The organism is Bradyrhizobium algeriense (assembly GCF_003062295.1).
In the GTDB taxonomy this organism is placed as follows: domain Bacteria; phylum Pseudomonadota; class Alphaproteobacteria; order Rhizobiales; family Xanthobacteraceae; genus Bradyrhizobium; species Bradyrhizobium algeriense.
Genome location: NZ_PYCN01000009.1, coordinates 12,012 through 33,181, shown reverse-complemented (window position 1 = coordinate 33,181; position 21,170 = coordinate 12,012). Strand labels below are relative to the sequence as shown.

13 protein-coding genes and 9 pseudogenes are annotated in these 21,170 nt (G+C 60.5%); 10 read left to right on the top strand and 12 right to left on the bottom strand.

Annotation, left to right across the window (positions count from 1 at the left end):
* Positions 1 to 16: 16 nt before the first annotated feature.
* Genes C7G61_RS18840 through C7G61_RS44725 form a run of 3 tightly spaced genes read right to left on the bottom strand, consistent with a single transcriptional unit; the run spans position 17 to position 825 of the window.
* Entirely contained in the window at positions 17 to 343 is a 327-nt protein-coding gene (locus C7G61_RS18840) for a hypothetical protein (protein WP_108516984.1), read from the bottom strand.
* Between the two features lie 8 nt (positions 344 to 351).
* Positions 352 to 657 carry a hypothetical protein gene (locus C7G61_RS18835; protein WP_145963645.1) on the bottom strand — a complete coding sequence of 102 codons (306 nt, stop codon included), beginning with the start codon at positions 655 to 657 and terminating at the stop codon, positions 352 to 354.
* Between the two features lie 27 nt (positions 658 to 684).
* Positions 685 to 825 (bottom strand): hypothetical protein, encoded by a 141-nt coding sequence (locus C7G61_RS44725; RefSeq protein WP_190241882.1) that lies wholly within the window; start codon positions 823 to 825, stop codon positions 685 to 687.
* A gap of 350 nt (positions 826 to 1,175) precedes the next feature.
* Here C7G61_RS44725 and C7G61_RS18830 point away from each other — a divergent pair.
* From C7G61_RS18830 to C7G61_RS18815, 3 pseudogenes are all read left to right on the top strand, one after another.
* Positions 1,176 to 1,414, top strand: a pseudogene (locus C7G61_RS18830) (transposase); the annotation flags it as partial.
* Positions 1,415 to 1,483: 69 nt separating this feature from the next.
* Positions 1,484 to 2,048, top strand: a pseudogene (locus C7G61_RS18825) (transposase); the annotation flags it as partial.
* A gap of 850 nt (positions 2,049 to 2,898) precedes the next feature.
* Positions 2,899 to 4,114, top strand: a pseudogene (locus tag C7G61_RS18815) (IS256 family transposase).
* A gap of 138 nt (positions 4,115 to 4,252) precedes the next feature.
* On the opposite strand, the pseudogene C7G61_RS18810 reads toward C7G61_RS18815, so the two are convergent.
* The 7 genes and pseudogenes from C7G61_RS18810 to C7G61_RS44720 all read right to left on the bottom strand — a co-directional run.
* Positions 4,253 to 4,389 (bottom strand): annotated as a pseudogene (locus C7G61_RS18810) (IS110 family transposase); the annotation flags it as partial.
* 100 nt (positions 4,390 to 4,489) lie between these two features.
* Complete coding sequence (gene gltB / locus C7G61_RS18805; protein WP_108516980.1) at positions 4,490 to 9,223, bottom strand: glutamate synthase large subunit; 4,734 nt, start codon at positions 9,221 to 9,223, stop codon at positions 4,490 to 4,492.
* A gap of 117 nt (positions 9,224 to 9,340) precedes the next feature.
* Positions 9,341 to 10,462: a TlpA disulfide reductase family protein gene (locus C7G61_RS18795; protein WP_244608358.1), complete on the bottom strand. Its 1,122-nt coding sequence runs from the start codon at positions 10,460 to 10,462 to the stop codon at positions 9,341 to 9,343.
* A gap of 658 nt (positions 10,463 to 11,120) precedes the next feature.
* On the bottom strand, positions 11,121 to 11,366 hold the full coding sequence (locus C7G61_RS18790) for an ABC transporter permease subunit (protein WP_244608357.1): 246 nt from the start codon (positions 11,364 to 11,366) through the stop codon (positions 11,121 to 11,123).
* A 50-nt stretch (positions 11,367 to 11,416) separates the two neighbouring features.
* A complete protein-coding gene (locus tag C7G61_RS43955; protein WP_145963644.1) occupies positions 11,417 to 11,701 on the bottom strand; it encodes a hypothetical protein in 285 nt (94 codons plus the stop codon).
* Positions 11,702 to 11,963: 262 nt separating this feature from the next.
* Positions 11,964 to 12,728 (bottom strand): annotated as a pseudogene (locus tag C7G61_RS18785) (IS5 family transposase).
* Positions 12,729 to 12,977: 249 nt separating this feature from the next.
* Positions 12,978 to 13,151, bottom strand: a complete 174-nt coding sequence (locus C7G61_RS44720) for a hypothetical protein (protein ID WP_190241881.1) — start codon at positions 13,149 to 13,151, stop codon at positions 12,978 to 12,980.
* A gap of 1,225 nt (positions 13,152 to 14,376) precedes the next feature.
* Here C7G61_RS44720 and C7G61_RS18770 point away from each other — a divergent pair.
* The 3 genes and pseudogenes from C7G61_RS18770 to C7G61_RS46085 form a co-directional block, all read left to right on the top strand.
* Complete coding sequence (locus C7G61_RS18770) at positions 14,377 to 15,561, top strand: TlpA disulfide reductase family protein (protein ID WP_108516975.1); 1,185 nt, start codon at positions 14,377 to 14,379, stop codon at positions 15,559 to 15,561.
* A gap of 93 nt (positions 15,562 to 15,654) precedes the next feature.
* Positions 15,655 to 15,808, top strand: a pseudogene (locus tag C7G61_RS46090) (FAD-dependent oxidoreductase); the annotation flags it as partial.
* Positions 15,802 to 15,973, top strand: a pseudogene (locus tag C7G61_RS46085) (transposase domain-containing protein); the annotation flags it as partial. The pseudogenes C7G61_RS46090 and C7G61_RS46085, both read left to right, overlap by 7 nt.
* 455 nt (positions 15,974 to 16,428) lie before the next feature.
* On the opposite strand, the pseudogene C7G61_RS18760 reads toward C7G61_RS46085, so the two are convergent.
* Positions 16,429 to 16,646, bottom strand: a pseudogene (locus C7G61_RS18760) (transposase); the annotation flags it as partial.
* Between the two features lie 1,129 nt (positions 16,647 to 17,775).
* On the opposite strand from C7G61_RS18760, the gene C7G61_RS18755 reads away from it, so the two are divergent.
* Together C7G61_RS18755 and C7G61_RS44715 are read left to right on the top strand one after the other, a co-directional pair.
* On the top strand, positions 17,776 to 18,132 hold the full coding sequence (locus tag C7G61_RS18755) for a hypothetical protein (RefSeq protein WP_190241880.1): 357 nt from the start codon (positions 17,776 to 17,778) through the stop codon (positions 18,130 to 18,132).
* A 290-nt stretch (positions 18,133 to 18,422) separates the two neighbouring features.
* Positions 18,423 to 18,758, top strand: a complete 336-nt coding sequence (locus C7G61_RS44715) for a hypothetical protein (protein ID WP_190241879.1) — start codon at positions 18,423 to 18,425, stop codon at positions 18,756 to 18,758.
* On the opposite strand, the gene C7G61_RS18745 is transcribed toward C7G61_RS44715, so the two are convergent.
* On the bottom strand, positions 18,759 to 19,448 hold the full coding sequence (locus C7G61_RS18745; RefSeq protein WP_108516971.1) for an IclR family transcriptional regulator: 690 nt from the start codon (positions 19,446 to 19,448) through the stop codon (positions 18,759 to 18,761). It abuts the gene before it with no gap.
* A 192-nt stretch (positions 19,449 to 19,640) separates the two neighbouring features.
* On the opposite strand from C7G61_RS18745, the pseudogene C7G61_RS18740 reads away from it, so the two are divergent.
* A pseudogene (locus C7G61_RS18740) lies at positions 19,641 to 20,391 on the top strand (ABC transporter ATP-binding protein).
* Positions 20,375 to 21,142 carry an ABC transporter permease gene (locus C7G61_RS18735; RefSeq protein ID WP_108516969.1) on the top strand — a complete coding sequence of 256 codons (768 nt, stop codon included), beginning with the start codon at positions 20,375 to 20,377 and terminating at the stop codon, positions 21,140 to 21,142. Before C7G61_RS18740 ends, C7G61_RS18735 begins: the two are co-directional and overlap by 17 nt.
* Positions 21,143 to 21,170 lie beyond the last annotated feature (28 nt).

The following is a 21,170-nucleotide window of genomic DNA, read 5'->3' as shown; positions in this document are numbered from 1 at the left end:
GAGAGGAGCAGTCCGGCTACTGTTGTCCTAGATTCCGATACCACTTCCGCTCGGGCGGTGTCTTCGAGGTGTCATCGTAACGGAAGCACTCGGCAAGATCGTCCACAGATTGGAGTACTCCAAGCAGTACGTGGGCATTGATCGGTGTGCCACCGCCTGTCTCATAGTGACTGACGTAGTTCGCGATAATCGCAGGGACATGCTGGTTGCGGAAGTCTGTCTTCTGTTGCGCACTCAGCACGAGTCTGCCGGCACCGTCGAAAAGGTCGATGGCCGATGAGATGGCGTCGAGAGCATTCCCGACAGTCTTGTTGTCGCTCCGGATGGCATAGTCGGGCGGCACCAGAATCTTCAGCTTGGAGATGATCTGCGACAGCTTGAACTCCAGGTACTGCCGTACGAACGGCTGGCGATGTCCACCTGCCCAGCCTGAAGATGCGTCGTCGCGAGATTCTTGAGCCGGTTCGCATCGAGCTGGCTGGCGTACACGTTCCCCGTCGGGGCTGCACCTTGCAGGCGCTGGTGATGCCAACCCACCTGTTCGCTCGCCGTCTTGTCGAAATACTTCTCCAGCAGCGTGTCGTGGCTGAGCACGATGAATTGCAGGCCGTCGGCTGCCGCTGAAGCCTGCAACTTGGTGCGCAATGCCTCCATCAAGGCAAACTGGTGGCCGCCGTCGAAGCTTCAGGTGATGTCGTCGAGCACCATGAAGCGGGCCGGACCGCTCTGCTTGACCGCCGCCGCGAAGAAGATCGAGCCAGCAATGACGTTCCGGTAGCTCTCGGACAGGACGGCCCGTGCCACCGGGCAGGTGACAGAAAACATCTATGACAGCCCGACGGGACGAATCCTGCTCGTCGTACATGCCGACGGCATCGGTTGGTCGCTGGGGTTGCTCGCGCTGGATCCCGCCCTCGGCGATCTTGCCGCAGTCATCCAATCGCCGGTTCAAGCACGCGCTGGCGTGCTTCGGCCGTCATGCGGGCTTCGAGCAGTTTGTGCTGGGAAGAGGGGACATCAGGACGAGAGTCTCGATGATCGAACGGAATATTACCTCCTGCTAGGTGCACGATGAGATGTTGGTATTTGTGTTGGTATCGGCAAGGGTGCGAAAGAAAATCACGTAATTTCAAATTGTTAGGTGCCAATATCCATTACCTCGGACGTAACGGCGTAAGGTGCGCCAGCCGGGGCGCATTGTCTCGGTCGCGGGGATCGTCGCGATCGGCGTCAACAGTGATGGCCGGCGCGGAGTTCTCGGCATGGATGTCGGCCCGTCCGAGGACGGCGTTCCTGCGCAGGCTCGCCCGGCGGGGTCTGCGCGGCGTCAAGCTGGTGATCTCGGGACGCCTACGAGAGCATCAAGGTCGCCGTCGCCAAGGTGCTGAACGCCACGTGGCAGCGCTGCCGGGTGGAGGTCGTTGAAAAAGTTCGCGCAGACTGATTCCGTTTTCCTTGTGATTCGCGATCGGAGGGGCGCGACATGCTGGGGCGGAAGGAACAGGATCAGCTAGAGCTGTTCGTCACCGGCTCGCTTCGCCAGCTCATCCCCGACGATCACGTGGTGGTTCGGGTCGATCGCGCACTCGATTTTTCTTGGCTACACAACGAAGTCTCTGACTGTTATTGCCTCGGCGATGGCCGGGCGTTGATCCGGAAGTCGCTGTGCGGCTGATGCTCGCTGGGCTGTTACTGGGCATCGTCCACGATCGGAGGCTCAAGTCAATGTCGCCATCCGATGGTTCGTCGGCTACGGACTGCATGACGCTCTTCCCGACCACTCCAGCTTGACACGCATCCGCCAGCGGTGGGGTGCAGAGCGCTTCCGCACGATCTTCAAGCGGACGGTCGAGGCCCGTCTCAAGGCGAAGACCGCAACCGCCGAATGTGTTGGATGAGGTCGAGAACGAGAAGAAGGGGCGCCAGTCCGGCAAAACGTCCGCGTGACCGATCCGGATGCGACAATGGCGACGAATGGTCGTAACCGACGGCTGGAGCCCGCCTACAAGCAGCACACGGCTGTCGACGTCAAGGCGGGCGTCATCCTCGCTGCCCGTACAATCATCTACAGATCTACAGGTCGACAAATACGTTGTGAAACACGTGACTGCCGTCGACAAATGCCGCATCCGCCGACAGCCCCTCTCCGCGGCAAGCCGCAGCAAACGCGATCTGTTCCCTCAACGTCGCAATGCCATCCAACTAGAAAGTTCTCAAGGTTTCGGGATAATGCAAGTCTAACCAAGTCATGCTCGGCGACCGTCGAAATCGCGCCTGCTTCAAGTAGCACAGCGGCTATGTCGTGCAGGTCTCCGCATGGATGAACGACTGTGCAGACAACGCCGTGCACGACCAGCGTTCGATTCCGGGCGAAGTCACCAACATCGTTCAGACTCATTACATTAGAATGCTAGAGAGAACATGCGTGACATAGGCGACTAACCACATCAGTCATTTTCACTTTAACTATTGCATGTCTCAGGCGCGTGACGCTCCAATTGCATCGCCACGCCACGGCTCCGTCGATAACCAGTGGAGCTGTGCTCATAGGGGCGTAGGCCCCGTGATGGAGGCGATGTTTTCAATGGCCGGCGGCTGGCCGCGCGGCGCGCGCCCGTAGCGCCGCTCGGATGAATCTCCCAACTTGGTGCAACCGAAAAATCGTCCACTCGCTTCTGTGAGCGGCGGTGCGAATGTTGGTGTTATCCTAGATTGAGCGCGCCAGTTAAGAGAATAACGTGACTGAAAATGGATGAAATCAATGTGGTGGCTATACAAAATTGGTGATCATGTTGGTGTGGGGATGTCCCGGGTTCTGTTGAATTTCTGAAAAGGTCGGCGTTGCCCCCCTTGAGCCGGTAGGCTCGGGGTGCTGATTCCACAAAGGAGAGCAACGCCATGACGAGAGATATCACACCGGCTGGTTGGCCGGCGACCGGGGCTGTGGACGAAACGTTTGCGGAAGTACGGGCGAGCTTCGATCGGTTCTGCCTTGCGGCGGGGATCGAGGCGCTCGGCACGATGATGGAGGCGGATGTGACGGCGGCCTGCGGGTCGCGCCACGGTTGCGATACGGCGCGGCGGGCGCATCGTTGGGGCCGAACGCGGGGACGGATCGGCTTCCACGGCGGCAAGATCGTGGTCGAGCGCCTGCGGGTCCGGGACGTGGACGGCCGCGAGGTCACGATCCCGAGCTGGGAAACGGCGGCGGAGGAAGACTGGCTCGGTCGCTGGGCGATGAACCTGATGCTGATCAATGTATCGACGCGCCGGTTCGGCCGCGCTGTCCGGCTGCCCGAGGGTGACGTGCCGGCACCGCCCGGATCGGGGATTTCGAAGTCGGCGGCCTCGCGGAGGTTCGTAGCGCTGTCGGCGGCGCGGCTGGCCGACTTCATGGCTGCCGATCTGTCCGCACTCGACCTTCTGGTGATCCAAATCGACGGGCTGCATCTCGGCGACGATCTCGTGCTGGTCGCCGCGATCGGGGTTGACGGCGAAGGCAACAAGCATCCGCTGGCGCTGGTGGAAGGGGCGACCGAGAATGCCGCAACGGTTCAGGCCCTGCTGGACAACCTGGTCTCGCGCGGGCTCGACCCGACGGTGCCAAGACTGTTCATCGCCGACGGCGCGAAGGCGTTGTCGAAGGCGATCCGCCTCACCTTCGGTTCGGCCGCTGCGATCCAGCGCTGCCAGATCCACAAGGCGCGCAACATCATGGAACGCCTGCCGAAAGAGCATCATGCGGCCACCCGTCGGGTGCTGCGCCAGGCCTGGGAGCTCGATGACGCCGACAAGGCTGAAAAATTGATCCGCAATCTCGCGCGTCGCCTGGACCAGCAATGGCCCGGCGTAGCGGCGAGCATCCTCGAAGGCCTCGACGAAATCCTGACTGGTCCGGTTGAAGCTGCCGAAGGAGCTTCGTCGATCGCTCGCTTGTACCAACATCGCCGAGAACATGATGGGCACCATTCGCCGCGTCACGCGCAACGTCAAACGCTGGCGAGATGCCGGTATGGCCTTGCGATGGGTCGCGGCCGGCATGATCGAGGCCAACAAGGGCTTCAGACGATTGAAGGCGCATAAGCAATTGTCGGTTCTGCGCGAAGCGGCTTGACCTTGACGTGATCGAGCGCGCCATCAGGCTTTCGTGGTCGGGCGTAACTGGGCCGGAGAACTCCTTATCGTCAGCGATCCAAGATTCGAGCCGGTTTGGCGATGTGGTTTACGTGCCAGATCAAACTCACATTCTAAGCCTGGACGTCTTCTCGCCCTTCCCGGGCGAAGGCGACGTGACCAGCCACGTCGAACGGCTCAGTTCCAAAACACAAAAATTGCGCCAAACTGCGTCCTGATAGCGGTCGGTCCGTCGGAAGGATGATCGAGCAACATCGTCGTCTCGATGTTGGGTGGTTTCTCGCAACTTCAGTCTGGCCAGATCTGGTCGCTATCCACTCTCTTCGCTGCGCTTGCAATGATGGGGTGTGATTGCCTACGCCCTGATCGCGATTTTCGGCTCGGCGTCCGCGTTGGCGGCCATTTCGCGCAGCGCACGCCGGTACTCGTCCGGCATCAGCTTGCGGAATTTGGGCAGCCAGCCCTTCCAATTGGCAAGGATGTCGGCAGCGCGCCTGGAGCCGGTCGCCTTGGCGTGGCGCGAGATCAGGACGTGCAGCCGCTCGACGTCGGAGTCGAGCAGGTTCTTGAACACGTCGACCCGGCCATGCGCCTCGAGGTCACCGGAGTGATGATAGGTGCCGGCGTTGATCAGCTCTTCCGACAGCACCGGCTCGAGCTCGGCCATCGGGAGGTTGCACAATCTGTCGAAATTGCCGCTCTCGTCGAGCACATAGGCGATGCCGCCGGACATGCCGGCCGCGAAGTTGCGTCCGGTCTTGCCGAGCACGACCACGATGCCGCCGGTCATGTATTCGCAGCAATGATCGCCCGCGCCTTCGACCACGGCGACCGCGCCCGAGTTGCGCACGGCAAACCGTTCGCCGGCGACGCCGCGGAAGTAGCACTCGCCTTGAATGGCGCCGTACATCACGGTGTTGCCGACGATGATGCTTTCTTCCGGCACGATGCTGCTGTTCTTCGGCGGCTTGACGATGATCTTGCCGCCGGAGAGGCCCTTGCCGACATAGTCGTTGGCTTCGCCTTCGAGCTCGAAAGTGACGCCTTGCGCAAGCCAGGCGCCGAAGGCCTGGCCCGCGGTGCCCTTGAGGCTGACATGGATGGTGTTATGCGGCAGCCCGGCATGGCCGTAGATTTTCGCAACCTGACCCGACAGCATCGCGCCGGCAGAGCGGTCGGTGTTGTTGATCTCTTCCTCGATTTTGACCGGCGCGCCGCGGTCGAGCGCGGCCTGCGCCTTGTCGATCAGGCGGCGGTCGAGCACCTTTTCCAGATGATGGTTCTGGGCCTCGGCGTGATAGATCTTTTGGCCGGGCAGTTCCTTTTGCCGCACGAACAGTTTTGAGAAGTCGAGCCCCTTGGCCTTCCAGTGCGCCACCAGCGTGGACTGGTCGAGCATCTGGGTCTGGCCGACCATCTCGTCGAACTTCTTGTAGCCGAGCTGCGCCATGATCTCGCGGACTTCTTCGGCGACGAAGAAGAAGTAGTTGATGACGTGCTCGGGCTGGCCGGTGAAGCGCTTGCGCAGCACCGGGTCCTGCGTTGCTACGCCGACCGGGCAGGTGTTGAGGTGGCACTTGCGCATCATGATGCAGCCGGCCGCGATCAGCGGCGCGGTGGCGAAGCCGAATTCATCCGCGCCGAGCAGCGCGCCGATCACGACGTCGCGTCCGGTGCGGAAACCGCCGTCGACCTGGACCACGATGCGGCTGCGCAGCCGCGCGCGCACCAGCGTCTGATGGGTTTCGGCAAGGCCGATTTCCCAGGGGCTGCCTGCGTGCTTGATCGAGGTGAGGGGGGATGCGCCGGTGCCGCCCTCGAACCCCGCGATGGTGACATGGTCGGCACGCGCTTTCGCGACACCCGCGGCCACCGTGCCGACGCCGATTTCGGAAACCAGCTTGACCGAGACCTGTCCGTCCGGATTGACGTTCTTGAGGTCGTAGATCAGCTGCGCCAGATCCTCGATCGAATAGATATCGTGATGCGGCGGCGGCGAAATGAGACCGACGCCGGGCGTCGAATGCCGCACGCGCGCAATCGTCGCGTCGACCTTGTGGCCGGGCAACTGGCCGCCTTCGCCGGGCTTGGCGCCCTGCGCCATCTTGATCTGCATCATGTCGGAGTTGACGAGATATTCCGTCGTCACGCCGAAACGGCCCGAGGCGACCTGCTTGATCGCCGAGCGCATCGAGTTGCCGTTCGGCAGCGGCTTGAAGCGATCGGATTCTTCACCGCCTTCGCCGGTGTTCGACTTGCCGCCGATCCGGTTCATCGCGATCGCGAGCGTGGTGTGCGCCTCGCGCGAGATCGAGCCGAACGACATGGCTCCCGTGGCGAAACGCTTGACGATTTCGGAGGCCGGCTCGACCTGGTCGAGCTTCACCGGCTTGCGCTTCTCGTCCTCGGCGGTCCTGATCCGAAACAGCCCGCGCAGCGTCAACAGCCGCTCGGACTGCTCGTTGAGGATCTTTGCGAAGCCACGGTAGCGCTCGTGCGAATTGCCGCGCGCGGCATGCTGCAGCATCGAGACGGATTCAGCGGTCCAGGCGTGATCCTCACCGCGGGTGCGGTAGGCATATTCGCCGCCGACATCGAGCGCGGTCTTGTAGACCTGCGCGTCGCCGAACGCGTCCGTATGGCGGCGCGCGGTTTCCTCGGCGATCTCGGCCAGGCCGACGCCCTCGATGCGGGTGTGGGTGCCGGCGAAATACTTGGCGACAAAGTCGGCCTTCAGCCCGACGGCGTCGAAGATTTGCGCGCCGCAATAGGACTGGTAGGTCGAGATGCCCATCTTGGACATCACCTTCAACAGGCCCTTGCCGATCGACTTGATGTAGCGCTTGACGATCTCATAGTCGTCGAGCGCGCCCGGCAGCCGGTCCTTCATCGCGATGATGGTTTCGAACGCCAGATACGGGTTGATCGCCTCGGCGCCGTAACCGGCCAGGCACGCGAAATGATGCACTTCGCGCGGTTCGCCGGACTCGACGACGAGACCGACCGAGGTGCGCAGGCCGGTGCGGATCAAATGATGATGCACGGCGGCGCAGGCCAGCAGCGAGGGGATCGGAATCCGGTCCGAGCCCGCCATGCGGTCGGACAGGATGATGATGTTGACGCCTTCGCGCACCGCGCCTTCGGCGCGCGCGCAGAGTTCATCGAGCACCTGCTCCATTCCCGCTGCGCCGAAGCCGGCGTGGAAGGTGGTGTCGAGCGTGCGCGACTTGAAATGCGTGTCCGCGACATCTGAGATCGAGCGGATCTTTTCCAGGTCCGCATCGGTCAGGATCGGCTGGCGCACTTCGAGCCGCTTGGTCGACGCCATGCCCTGCAGGTCGAACAGGTTCGGCCGCGGCCCGATGATCGAGACGAGGCTCATGACGAGCTCCTCGCGGATCGGATCGATCGGCGGGTTGGTGACCTGCGCAAAATTCTGCTTGAAATAGGTGAAGAGCGGCTTCGGCCGGTCCGACAGTGCCGAGATCGGCGTGTCATTGCCCATCGAGCCCGCGGCTTCTTCGCCGGTGGCCGCCATCGGCGTCATCAGGATGTTGATGTCTTCCTGGCTGTAGCCGAACGCCTGCTGCCGGTCGAGCAGCGGCAGGTTCGAGCGGATGCCCTTGGTCGGCGCGTCGGGCAATTTCTCCAGCACGAGTTGGGTGCGATGCAGCCAGTCGCTGTAGGGATGGCTCTTGGCCAGCGTCGCCTTGATCTCGTCGTCCGGGATCAGGCGTCCCTGTTCGAGGTCGACCAGCAGCATCTTGCCGGGCTGCAGCCGCCACTTGGTGACGATCTGGTCCTCGGGGATCTTCAGCACGCCCATTTCGGACGCCATCACGATGCGGTCGTCCTTGGTGACAAGATAGCGCGCCGGACGAAGCCCGTTACGGTCGAGCGTGGCGCCGATCTGGCGGCCGTCGGTAAAGGCGATCGCGGCGGGGCCGTCCCACGGCTCCATCAGGGCGGCGTGATATTCGTAGAAGGCGCGGCGCTGCTCATCCATCAGGGGATTGCCGGCCCAGGCTTCCGGAATCATCATCATGACCGCGTGCGGCAGCGAGTAGCCGCCCTGCACCAGGAATTCGAGCGCGTTGTCGAAGCAGGCGGTGTCCGACTGGCCTTCATAAGAGATGGGCCAGAGCCGGTTGATGTCCTTGCCGTAGAGCTCCGAGCTCACGGACGCCTGACGCGCCGCCATCCAGTTGGTGTTGCCGCGCAGCGTGTTGATCTCGCCGTTATGCGCGATCATCCGATAGGGATGCGCCAGCGACCATGCCGGCAAGGTGTTGGTCGAGAACCGCTGATGCACCAGCGCCAGGGCGCTCTCGAAGTCCGACTCATGCAGGTCGGGATAGTACTTGCCGAGCTGGTCGGCGAGGAACATGCCCTTGTAGATCACGGTACGGCAGGACATCGAGCATGGGTAATAGTCCGCGAGGCCGCGGTCACGGCGCTGGTAGATCGCCTGCGAGATCGACTTGCGCAGGATGTAGAGATGGCGCTCGAAATCGTCCTCGGTCTTGGCGGTGCCATTGCGGCCGATGAACACCTGCATGCAGGCGGGCTCGGTCGGCTTCACGGTGACGCCGAGCGAGGAGTTGTCGGTCGGCACGTCGCGCCAGCCGAGCAGGGTCAGGCCTTCCGCCTTGATCTGGTCGGCGATGATGCTCTTGATGACGTTGCGCCAGGCGGTGTCGCGCGGCATGAACAGCGCGCCGATGGCGTATTCGCCCGGAGCCGGCAGCGTAAAGCCGAGCTCCCCGGCCTTGCGGCTGAAGAAGGCGTGCGGGATCTGCACCAAAATGCCGGCGCCGTCGCCGGCGCGCGGGTCGGCGCCGACCGCGCCGCGGTGCTCGAGATTGCAAAGGATGTTGAGCGCGTCCGAGACGATCTCGTGCGACTTCTTGCCCTTGATGTTGGCGATGAAGCCGACGCCGCAGGAATCCTTCTCCAGGCTCGGATCGTAGAGGCCTTCGGCCGGCGGACGCGAATTGTGTTCCTGAATCGGATCAGTCGTTTTCGAGGCGACGGTCGCCGACAGCTCTTCTGCCACGATGTTTGCGCGATCGAATTGCGACCCGTTCATGTCCTCGTCCTCTCCATGCGGCAAGCTGCCTCACCGCCATCTTCGGCGCACCTTGGGCGTTCCGCGGCACCCGCTCTTGGGCCACCGCTCGTCCTTGCAAGCCGCATTTTCTTAAATTCAGGCCAAGGCGTTCTTCGTCCCCCAGAACGGCTTTGCCTCCTCATCCTTGTACTTGGCCAAGGCCTTAAGCAACAGCCGCAGGTAGTGCGCCTTCTCTTCAGCCCCCATTGGCCGCCCCGGGCTATCCAGCGACTTCACCGCCGACTCGACTAACTCGACCGCACGATCCTTGTTGCCGCTTTCGTAATAATACTGAGCGACCGCCCCATAGGACAGAAACTTGGGGAGGGCGCTGCCTTCTGGAGAATTCAGCGCGAGGATGTGTTCGGCCAACTCCTTGCCCATCGCAAAGCGATCAGAATGCGGGAAATCAGAGTTGTCCTCCGCTGGATCGAAGAGTTGGCGGATCGCCCCGACCATCCAGTCCTCAGATTTTTTGTCGATCGCATCGCGAGCCAATTGACGCTTAACGGTTGACCCCGTCTGCATGTCATGGATTTTGTGCAGGAGCAGATCCGCATGAACTACGCGAACGCTGATGTCGTCCGGCGTCACTGCAACGCCCTCTTTAGCGGCCGAAAGCGCCGTCGACCAATCCTGCGCCTTCAGCGCCGGCCCAAGTTTGGCCCAGAACGCTTGCATCTGGGCTTTCTCGCGCATTCTAGATTCTGCTTCAGCGATTCGCTCCGCATCCGCTGCTTTGGCTTCATCGCTGGTGCGCCAGGTGCCGTTTAACATTTTTGCAAACACGTCATACAGTTGCATCGGGTGACCGATAAAGGCGACGTGACCGTCACGGTCGATGACGAATGACGTAGGGATAGTGGCAGAAAAACTGGGCGCCATCCAAAGCTTCTTCATTTTTCCCGCGTAATCGAACGCGATCCGAAAATTCAGCTTGGAGCCTTTTTCGGTCAACCACGCGTCCAAGTTCGTTCGCGCCTCCTCGGCCGTTGAGCCTCGCTCGGAAGCTGCAACTGCGATGACCTCAACTGCGCTATTTTTGTATTTTTCTTGCAGTTCCGCGAGATGGGGCATCACCGCCACACATCCGCGGCACCAAGTCGCCCAAAACTCGACAATATACAGCGTTCCCAGCTTAAAGTTGGTGAGGGGCTCGCCACGCACCCAGCTTTCCACCCTCATCGGAGGAGCTGGCGAGTCGATACGAAGGATCACGTTGTTCTCCAAAGCTATTCCCAAACCTTCGCGCGACCGTATGCGCGAGCTCGTTTGTCTCTAAGAAACGGGGCACGAGTTCAATGAACGAGAGCGCGTCTGCATGCACTCCGCCTGACACCGTGTTGCTCCCGTAGCAACGACCGTGCCAGCACTACCAACGCACATACGCACCTATTTCGGCCTAAGATTGCCTCGGCGGCTCAACACGGCGGTGCGTTTGTAGCTGGCGGCCTTGTTCGATGTCAGACATCGGACGCGGGTCGTGCGCTTCGGGCCGTGGGGTTTTGTGCCCCGCCCATCATGACGATCGCGCACCTGATGTTTTGATGATTGCTGCCGTAACCGCCGTCGCGCAGAACCGGCAAATAGCTGTTAATACGAGCCTCGCTCGCTCTGCCCGTCCAATTGCGCTCCTCCTACTCGGTGTTCCTGCTTCCTAAAGAAAGCGCGGCGATCCGACGGTTGCGTTTTTCTTGAGCGTTAGCCGATGAGGTTGCAAATCGCGACAACGTCGTTGCATCGGAGCCGCTCGTACCGCCCTATGTCGTCACCGGCGCCTTCCGTCGCATAAAGCGCCGCTCCAGCGCCTCGAGAACGGCATTGAAGGCAAGCCCGATCACAGTGATGCCAATGATGCCGAAATACATTTGCGGGGTCAGGAAGCTGTACTGGCTGTTGATGATGATAGCCGAGACCAGCCGTCACGCCGACCATCTCGGACGCAACCCACCAGCATTGCGGACGCGCTGGCGAGTCGAATGCCGACAAAGATGCTCGGAAGCGCGGCAGGAACGATGACCTTGCGGAAGAATTGCTGCGGCGTTGCTCCCATTGTCCGCGCCGACTTGATCAAAAGCGGATCGACCTGCTTCACTGAAGCGATGGTGCTATAGATCACCATCGCGATCGACGTCTGATCCCGCGGCGAGCTTTGTGGGAGCTGATCGATCCTCAGACCGATACCTTCGCAAGTCCGTCGTCCCTTCGTCCTTCGGGATAACGGGTTTGCGTTCTACAATTGGCCGCATCGTTCCATTCCTTGCAGTAGCTCGCTTCAGCATCTCGGTTAGAAAACACGCCACGACGAAATTCCGCGCTGCGATCGGGCGGCGTCTCCTTTTTCGGCCGACCGCTGACCACGGTACCACGATATTGGTGCCCGATACCGAGTCCGTTGCGGCGCAAGGACGCGAGATGGCGCCTTTCTCGATGCTCGGCTTTCATCGAAATGGCCATTGTCGTTGCAGGTCACTGACGATCTGGTCCGTGATCTTCTGATGGACAGTGGCTTTCATGGTTCCCGCGTCTATCGGTTGCGAATGCAACCAAAATGACGCGCCTCGTTGCGGGGTTGAGCCATCACGCCGGAAAACGACGGATGGCGGGCCGTAGCCCCCGCGGCGAGTACGCCGCCACCGCTTTCCGCCAATTCTTCATGTGCTTGGCTGCGACGACTTGGGGCCGCCCCGATCCGCCGTGGGCTAGGTGGTGTGGACACTTATCGCATCCATAAGATGATGGCTGCGAGAGTGACGACGGCACGGTAATTTCGAGCGGTTTTTTCGAAGCGGGTTGCGACGCGGCGGAATTGCTTGAGCTTGGAGAAGCAGCATTCCACGAGATGGCGCTGGGCATAGAGATGCTTGTCGAGCGGATATTTGAGCGCGCGTGACGGGTTGTTCGGGATGACGGCGAGCGCCCCCTTGGCAGCGATGGCCTGGCGCAAGTGATCGGCGTCATAGGCCGTATCGGCCATGACGACCTCGGCGGGCAATCCCTCGAGCAATGCGGCGGCCTGCGGTGCATCGCCCTTCTGACCTGCGGTAAGCGTGAAGCGCACTGAAGCGCACGGGACATCCCAAGCCGCGAACGGCCAGATGTATCTTGGTGCTCAGGCCACCGCGCGAGCGGCCGAGCGCCTGATCTTCAGACCCCCTTTTTTTGCCCCGGCAGCGTGCTGGTGGGCTCGGACGATGGTGGAATCGACGATCAGATACTCGAAGTCCGGATCATCGGACATCGCCTCGAAGATCCGCCACCAAACACCCTTGATGCTCCATCGACTGAAGCGCCGGAACACGCTGTTCCAATCCCCAAACGCCTCCGGAAGATCACGCCAGGGAGAGCCCGTACGCACGATCCAAAGCACACCTTCCACGAACATCCGGTTGTCGCGTCCGGTCGAACCCTTCTGGTCAGGCCGGCCTATGATCAGCGGCGCCATCCGCTCCCACGCCGCATCGCTCAAAATCAACCGGTCCATCACACCCAAGACTGCCTCCCAAAAGCAGGCTTGAATCTGATTTGCTCCTAAAAGGGAATCCTTAGAGTCCACACCACCTAGGGCGCATCGCCTCAACCGAAGAATGCACTCATGGGAGCGTGACATGGTGAGCCGAAGCCGGCACGGGACACCGAGTGCAGCGGTCGACGCCGGCATGCTCATGACCGCGAGCCCCTCTTCCGATTAAAGCGGGACACCGGTAGAGCAGGCGATGAGCGCGGGCTTCCCTCAGTTTCGGGTTGAACGTTTATCCTCCTCGATGAATCTTCGGATACCAACATCACCGGCAACGGTCTTGCCGCGGTGTTCGTGTCCTGGTGGGAAGGCGAACTCGACCAGGCCACCCTGCATGCGCGGCTCAACCAGAAAATCGATCCCGCTGACGTCGAGGGCCGCGAACACGACGGGGTAGGCGGCTCCATTTCTCCGTCATTCCGGGGGGGGCGTCGAATTCGGGTGTACCCGAATTCGCGAGTCTTAGTCGTCCAAGTCGGCAGCCGACTTGGATTTGGAACCTAAAATCTCTCGCCGCGACCTCTGGATTGCCGGCTCGCTTTCGCGAGCGCCCGGAATAACGTCTGAAAAGGCGGCTCCACAAGACGAGGAGAAAATCGCCCGGTTTTGCCGAGCGGTTTTATGAGCGCCGAGTATGAACAACAGCTTGAGGGTGGAAGTCCTCTATCCAGCCGCATGACAGCGAACCGTTAGCGAAGCGCAACGGCGCGATCGCGAGGGGGCAAAGCCGCGGGCGGATGGACCAGAATGGGATAAGGGTTGTCAGGCACCCCGGGGTGCTACTGGCCGGACAGCAGAACTGATATGGAGTACCAGTGTGTGGTGCAGGAACTGACTGGCGCGATGACGAGCACTGGTCGTTTTAAGGCGCGCGCACGATCCAATCATCGCCCCTCAGATCGCATTTGGCTGTGGAGTTCTTCAAATCGCAGCTTGGGCCTGGTTTATGTGGCCGCGCGTTAAGGTCGCTACCGGTTCGCTCGCCACGTCATATCCGCGCCCCAGCCTCCAACTCGTTCGCTGAGTTTCGCCTCCCCTGACGTTCAATGCACCTCAACCGAGGCATGACCTTGTCGGGCTCGGTGATGACGCGAGCATAGCGCGGCACCGCGGCGGATCGCGCCCAGGGTTGCCTCGCGATGGCAGGGCCGCGTCCGTCGATTCCGCTCCATTGCGCGAGCCGTCCTCGCGGGTCGATCCACGTCGACGGCTTTGGCTGTTTCGACTCCGATCTGCATCGTCGCTCGCCCCTAATCCTGCCTGGCGGGGAGTGGGATTAGCAAGTTCCGTCACAGCACCAAACAAGCTTTTCCGGCGGCGCGAAGCGCGCTTCGTGTCCAATTTCTGACAGCGGCACAAAGCCCGCCAGGTTCAAAACACCGGTCGTCTTGGGGCGTTGGAGTTTTTCAAAGCGTAATCAGGCGCTTAACGCGCGTTGACGGTACTGGCACGGCCGTTGCTATTGAGATGCAGGAACACTGAGTGAAGGCTGTGCACACCGACGCGCAAGACGAGCGGTGCTCTCCTTGAATCCGTGTGGCCCGTTTCCGAGAGAGAAACAAGCTCGCGCATAAAGTCGCGCAACCTTCGGCAATTAGCTTTGGAGAGCAACATGGTGCTGCGTATGGAGTCCCCAGCTCCTCCGATCAAGGTGGAGAATTGGCTTCGTGGCCAGCCCCTCACAAACTTACAGTCCGGGAAAGTATACATCGTCGAATTTTGGGCAACTTGGTGCGGATCATGTGTGGCGGCGATGCCCCATCTGGTGCAACTGCAAGAGAAATACAAAGACAGCGGACTTGAGGTCCTCGGAGTCGCAGCTCACGAACGAGCTCGAACGGCGGACGAGGTCCGAACCAAGTTGGACGCGTGGTTGACCGAAAAGTTCTCGAATCTGAACTATAGGATCGGGTTCGACTACACAGGCGAAATGAACAAGCTTTGGATGGACGCCAGTTTTTCCGGCGAGATTCCCACCTCGTTCGTTGTCGACCGTGACGGCCACATTGCCTTTATCGGTCGTCCGACGCAACTCGATGACGTTTTGCCGAAAGTTCTTAACGGCACCTGGCGCACCAGCGAAGAAGCTAAAGCCGCCGATATCGAGCGGATCGCCGAAGGCGAACGCAGAACGCGCGAAACGACGCGCGAGCGAGCGTTGACCAAGCCGATCTTCGCCAAACTCGCGCCGGCGATGAAGGCCGAGGATTGGGCGACGGCGCTTTCGGCGGTCGAAGAGGCCGTCGCTATGATGCCGGACGACATCAACTTCCGCGTGCTTCATGCGGATCTGTTGCTTCACAAAATGCACGACATGCGGACCGGCTTGCCGGTTCTGCGCCAATTGGTTCGTAACGCAATCGACAAAAAATCCGAGGTGTGGATGGCCGGGGCGATGCGCCAACTGTTCGATCCGACGAACGACAACTCCTACTTTCCGCCTGCCGAGCGCTTGGCGATGGGCAAGGAGCTGTCCGAACACATCCTGGCACTGAACCCTCCGCACCGCGGCGACGGCCCCAAGTTCCTCTCGTATGGGGCGCTTGCTCAGTATTATTACGAGAGCGGCAACAAGGATCGCGCGATCGAGTTGATCGAGCTGGCACTGAAGTCGCTGGACGGTCCGGAGCCTATCCCGGACGAACTGAAACAGCACGTTCTGTCGTTGTTGCTCCAGACCTTGGCCAACTACAAGGGTGAGAAGGTTTGTTACGGGGCTTTTTGTGCGGCTCCGGAAAACAAGTCCCCGAAACTGTCAAAGCGCAGCCGCCGGAGGAGAAAACGGGAAAAGGGGTGATAATCGGAACTTGCTTTACTGCCGAATTCGTCCATTTCTCCGGCGGGCCGTCGGCAAGTAGGCTTCATGCAGCACAGTGTTTGATGGTTTGCGCATGTCGGAAGTCCGAATCTTGCGATGACCTCCGGCCGAATTGCGGCGGAAGCGATCTTCCAGGTGAAGTCGCGCCGCGATCCCACAACGGCAAACGATCTGACGCTCTGCAAAGAACACGCTGAACGACTCCTTCGTCATGAAGAAAATGCGCTCTCGGCGGACAGCCATGGTGGCGGCCGGACCTGGGCGACCGTCGCCACGGTTCTGCAGACGCGCGAAGATGAATGACGTCGATCCGCATGCCTGGTTCACACAAACTTTCGAACCGGACGCGCGGGGCTGGCCGATGTCTCAGATCGATGCTCTCATACCGTGAAACCTCAAAGCCTGAATGGCTTCAGCTAAACACTTTCGCGAAGAAGGTGAAATGGGTAGAAGGCTTCGATCGCATACCCAGGCTCCGAGCACTATTGCGTCGTTTCGGACGGCAGCGCTGAGCATCGGCCGTCATCGCGTCCCTGATCGATACGGCCTTACGCCACGTGCGGCATAAACCGCTAAGCATGATTGGCCGCATCCCCGCGGGCTTAGTGTTGCTTATCCAAGTGAGGGGCTTTAGCATTGAGCCCCGCCTTGTGCTGTCGGCTTCCCCGAACCGCCCTTCGGCTTGATGCTCTTCACGGAGGCCGAGACCTCGATCAGCGTGCCATCGACCGAGAAGTGCTCGCTGGACAAGAGCCACACGCACGTGCGGCAGGTTCAGCACAGTGACAAGAACTTGGCCGCGATATCGCCGTCCAGCAGCCGATCCCGGTTCTTGCAGAACACGGTCGCATCCCACAGCAGCCGCCTCAGCCACGTGTTTTCGTCCTCCAACCTCTTCAGGCGTTTGGCCTCCGAGACCTCCATCCTGCCGAGCTTGGCTTTCCATTTGTAGATATTGGCGTCACTGACGCCGTGCTTCCAACACAGATCCGCGGACGAAACGCCAGCCTCGTGCTCCTTTTAAATCCCGATGATCTGCTCTTCCGAAAGCGGCTACGCTTCATGGTCCTTGTTTTGGGCCAGAGCGAACTTCAACCTGGATTAAGGCCGTGGGCAAGGTCCAGCTGCGCCAGCCTCTCGATCCTTGTCCGGTTTCTGACAGGGGCACACAAAACCTGTGAGCTTCACAACACCGCGCGCCATTTGCGCAACGCGAACTGTTTCAACGCGCAATCAGGCGCTTAATGCGCGCGAGACGTGCTGGCACCGCCCTTGCTCTTTCCCGCCATAGGGCAATAGGGGGCCAATTTGAAGGAGCTGAACATGAGCCGCACGACAGGATCTTGGGCTTACGGATAAAAAGCGCCGATGCCAAGGGGAGAGACTAAGGCCAAAGAAATTCGCGACTCTTCGATGCGGTTTGGGAGCATACCGCAGCATGCGATAGTTGCGGCTAGAACGGCCGAGGGTCCTTGAAGAATCGCACGGCACTACCGGCTACTGAGTAGGAGCGAAAGTTCAGTACCGCTTACCTCGCCTTGCCGTCTGAGGGCAGGGCGAGGAGCGCCCGATCGTTGGATCGCTCGGGGGGCAGCTTGCAAAGTGTGCGGTTGCTCATGGGCCTTGCTTAAGAGTGAATGCGCGGGTGGGAAATTGACCGTCTCATATCATAAATTAGAGCTCCCCAGAATACGGGACCGAGTGGACTTTGCTGCCTTTATGTTGGGAGTAAGCCACATCGACGCACAGGTACGGAGCTGGCGGTCGCCAAGTTTTCGTTTTCAATTCTCCCGATTTGGTCCAGCGTCTATTTGAAGACACTGATTGTTACGGCGCGACTGAGTACCATTACAGAAGCATTGTCGATGCATAGACGTCGGTCGGGCCCAAACTCTGCGAGAACTCCGAGGTCATCAACCAAGCAACCCTTGATTGATTCCGAGCACAGCGCTGGAAGCGATCACTGCGGCCCTATTCGGGTTCGATGGACGCGACCACGAGGCAATCTGGCAGCGGCGCGTGTGGTGGCAGTGCAGACGTTCGGAGAAGCAATTTCGAGGACGGCGAGGTGGCGGTCGGCCGCCTGATGCTTATTGTTGCATGGTGTGAACGCCGCGAGCGGATTCTTTCACCAGCCGAGCCGGCGGTCGATCGGTCGAAAAATGCGATAGCTTTCTTGCGATGGAGGACGACATGCAGGAAGAGGCGCCGTCGCCGCCCAGGTCCCTTGTATTCGAAGCGCCGCTGGTCCGGCTGCTCGCGATCAACTTTGCCGCGGGCGTGTCGCTGGCGGTGCTCCTGGTCGGTGGCCTCATGCTGCTCAATCCCGGCAACATACGAGACCTCATCCTGGCCGATAACACCCCCGGCATCGCGCTCGGGCTGCTCCTGTTCGGCTTCATCATCACCCTCAGCTCCAGCGCGATGGGCACCGCCATCATGGCGATGGGGCGACGGCAGCCCGAGGGCCCGCCGCGAGGACCGGGACAGTTCGTGGCTGAGACGGTCGGCGACAAGACGCGCAGCCGGCAGCTGCATGATCGCTTCTGATTGAATAAGAGCCTATGCTCCGGGCAGCCGGTCTCAAGGACGAAAGCGGCACCTACGCTCAGCTCTGCTTTCGAGGGCGAAGCGGAATTGTTGTCCTTGATCTGAGACTAATTCATTCGGCGTGCGTTGCGCGCTGCGTGTCCCCCGAACATCGATTTTGAGGCTGACCTTCGCCTGACCCAGAAGTGCCGACAGGAACATCCCGATCAGAGGAAACTTCGGAATCTGGCGAGCTCCGTGATGTGATCGGCTGACAAGACTTCCGTTACGAGCGGAGGCTGTGGCGCTGTGTGGATTTCGTAAAGATGACGTGTGGCCTCAGGCTTGGTCATAAACTTTCGTATGCAGTCGTCCAGCGTGCCTTCCGCCAGCAGATAGGTGCTTCTGTCTGCACGGCGCTCATTGTTTATGGAGGGCCATTTGCGAAGCATGGCGGGCGCATCGAATCGAATGTGAATGTCGTTCGCGTCCATCATTTCTGTACTCGATCGTTCAACGTGGCTGCTCTGCCTCTGAACAGTCGTGAACTGCCTGATTGCCTCATGCTGCGCCATAAGACACCGCCAGCCTTTGCCGAAGCCGCGTCGACTTCTTTACAAATGGCGCAAAGCGGACGCCCTCAATGATCAGCATTCGCTCGCAGGCAGCAACCCCGCTAAGGCTTTGGCTTCCGATTTGAGAGCATCGATTGCCGACTTGCGGGCGTCGGCATCGAAGCGCGTCCTGATCGCTGATAGCGAAAGGGCGCCCCTCAGTTTGCCGTGTACGTCCATCAACGGCACGGCCGCCGCGGCGACCTCCGGATCCCGCTCTCCGATCGAAACATAAAAGCCTTTATCGCGGATCTTCTTCCCTTCTACGTTCGTTGGCTCGCGGTATGCAGTAAGAATTCGCCCGGCGGCGCCGCGATCAATCGGCAATCGCTGGCCTTCTTCGAGATGATGTCGAACTGAACGTGGAGAATTGACGCGGTAAAGACAGATGCGTTCGTCGCCATCTGCAACATAAAAGGATGCAGTTTCCCCCGTTGCCTCAACCAGGCGACGAAGCGATGGCCGGATGACTTCGCCAAGATCCAGACCGCGCTGATAGAGCGCCCCAAGACGCCACAACTCCGGTCCCGGTCGAAACAACCGGTCCGTGCCGCGGACGAGAAAGCCGTCAGCCTCCAACGAAGAAGCCAATCGGAGTACTGTGCTCTTGTAGAGGTCCGTCATCTCCGCAATCTGCGTCAGCGTGATCGCAGACCGCTCCGCGTTGAAACTTTTCAGGATCGCGAGCGCTCTCCTGACCGCGTCAACTCCTGTCTTGCTCATCTCTGCTCCAGTTCTGTAGAATAGAACCACTGCCATATTAAGGCGCCAGAATCCATTACAGAAGGAGGTAAGCGGTTCTGTATGGCAGAATAGATTGACTCTTCTCACACACATGACTATGGATTGCATATAACAGAACGAGTTCTGAAGCGCGAAGGGCAGCCAACGCTGGCCGTTGACTTGCGCGAGGTAATGATCCCCTTCGGCGCATTCATCGCAGTCAAAAGCGAGAACCTCCAAGTAGGCGACGCGGAGTTCGTTGCGGTCATGGGACCAACCGGTTGCGGCAAGTCCACCATCCTGAGCACTGCCACAGGTCTCTCAAAACCCGCCTCGGGAGACGTTCAGATTTTCGGCAAGCCGCTCACGGGACTGAATGATCAGTCCGGCTACATGCTCCAACAGGGGGTCCTACTGCCGTGGAAGACCGCGCAGGACAACGTTGGGCTCGGGCTCGCCTTTCTGGGCAAGTCACTCGAGGAGACGCGCGCCGAGGTTCGGCAGTGGCCCGCCAAAGTCGGCCTGACGGGATTTGAGCAGCGTTATCCGCATCAGCTATCAGGCGGGCAACGCAAGCGCGCGGCGATGGCGCAGACGCTCATCATGGAGCCGAGAATCGTTCTGATGGACGAGCCCTTCTCGACGCTCGACGTTCACACGCGCCGGCTGACGCACCGCATCCTGCCCGATCTCTGGCAGGCCGAGCGCCGCTCCTTGATCTTCATCACCCATCATTTCGACGAGGCGATTACGCTGGCCGACCCGCGTCGCCGTGATGTCCGCAGGCCCTGCCAGCCGGATGGTCGGCGAGGTCAGGATCACGCTGCCTCGTCCCCGGGACGTCTCCGCGCTGCAGACCAGGACGAGTTCGTCGCGCTCTATCGCGAAATCTGGTCGCTGCTTGGGCGCTGAAGTGGAGAGGAGCTATGCCGCGCAGAAATAAGGTCGTTGTCACGCAAGTCGCGATCGTTCTCGCTCTTGTCCTGATCTGGGAGCTGGGGGTGCGATTAGGCCTCATCGACGCCTTCTTCTTTCCGGCGCCGTCGACCCCGGTCGGCAGGATAAGGAACGGGACGTCGACCGCGGATTTCTGGGGCGATGTTGGCATAACGCTGGTCGAGACGATCCTATCATTCGTAGTCGGGATTGCGATCGGCACTGCGCTTGGGATCTGGCTGGGATTAAGCCCGTTTGCCGCTGATGTCGTTCAGCGCTTCATCATGTTCAACGCGATCCCGCGTATCCTGCTGGGGCCGATCTTCGTCATCTGGTTCGGTCTGCGGCTGACCTCGAACGTTGCGCTCGGCGTGACCCTCGTGCTGTTCGTTGCGTTCTTCAACACTTTCCAAGGCGTGCGCGAGGTCAATCCGGTCGTCCTGGCGAGCGCGCGACTGCTGCGCGATTCGAAATCCTCGCTGTTGCGCCACGTCTATCTACCCTCTGCCACCACCTGGACCCTGTCGAGCCTGCGGGTGTCCGTCGGCATGGCGGTCGTGGGCGCCGTGGTTACGGAGTATCTCGGCTCATCCGCCGGGTTGGGGCACCTGATCGCGCAGGAAGGGGTGCTCGATGCGATGGGCGTGTTCGCCGGAATCATCGTGCTGTCCGCATTCGTGGTTGCGCTCGACGCGCTCGTCGATCGTGCCGAAAAGAGGTTGTTGGTCTGTCGGCCAGCGCCGGCTCATGCAGCTTGAACATGTACTTGGCTAATGATGGAGGTGT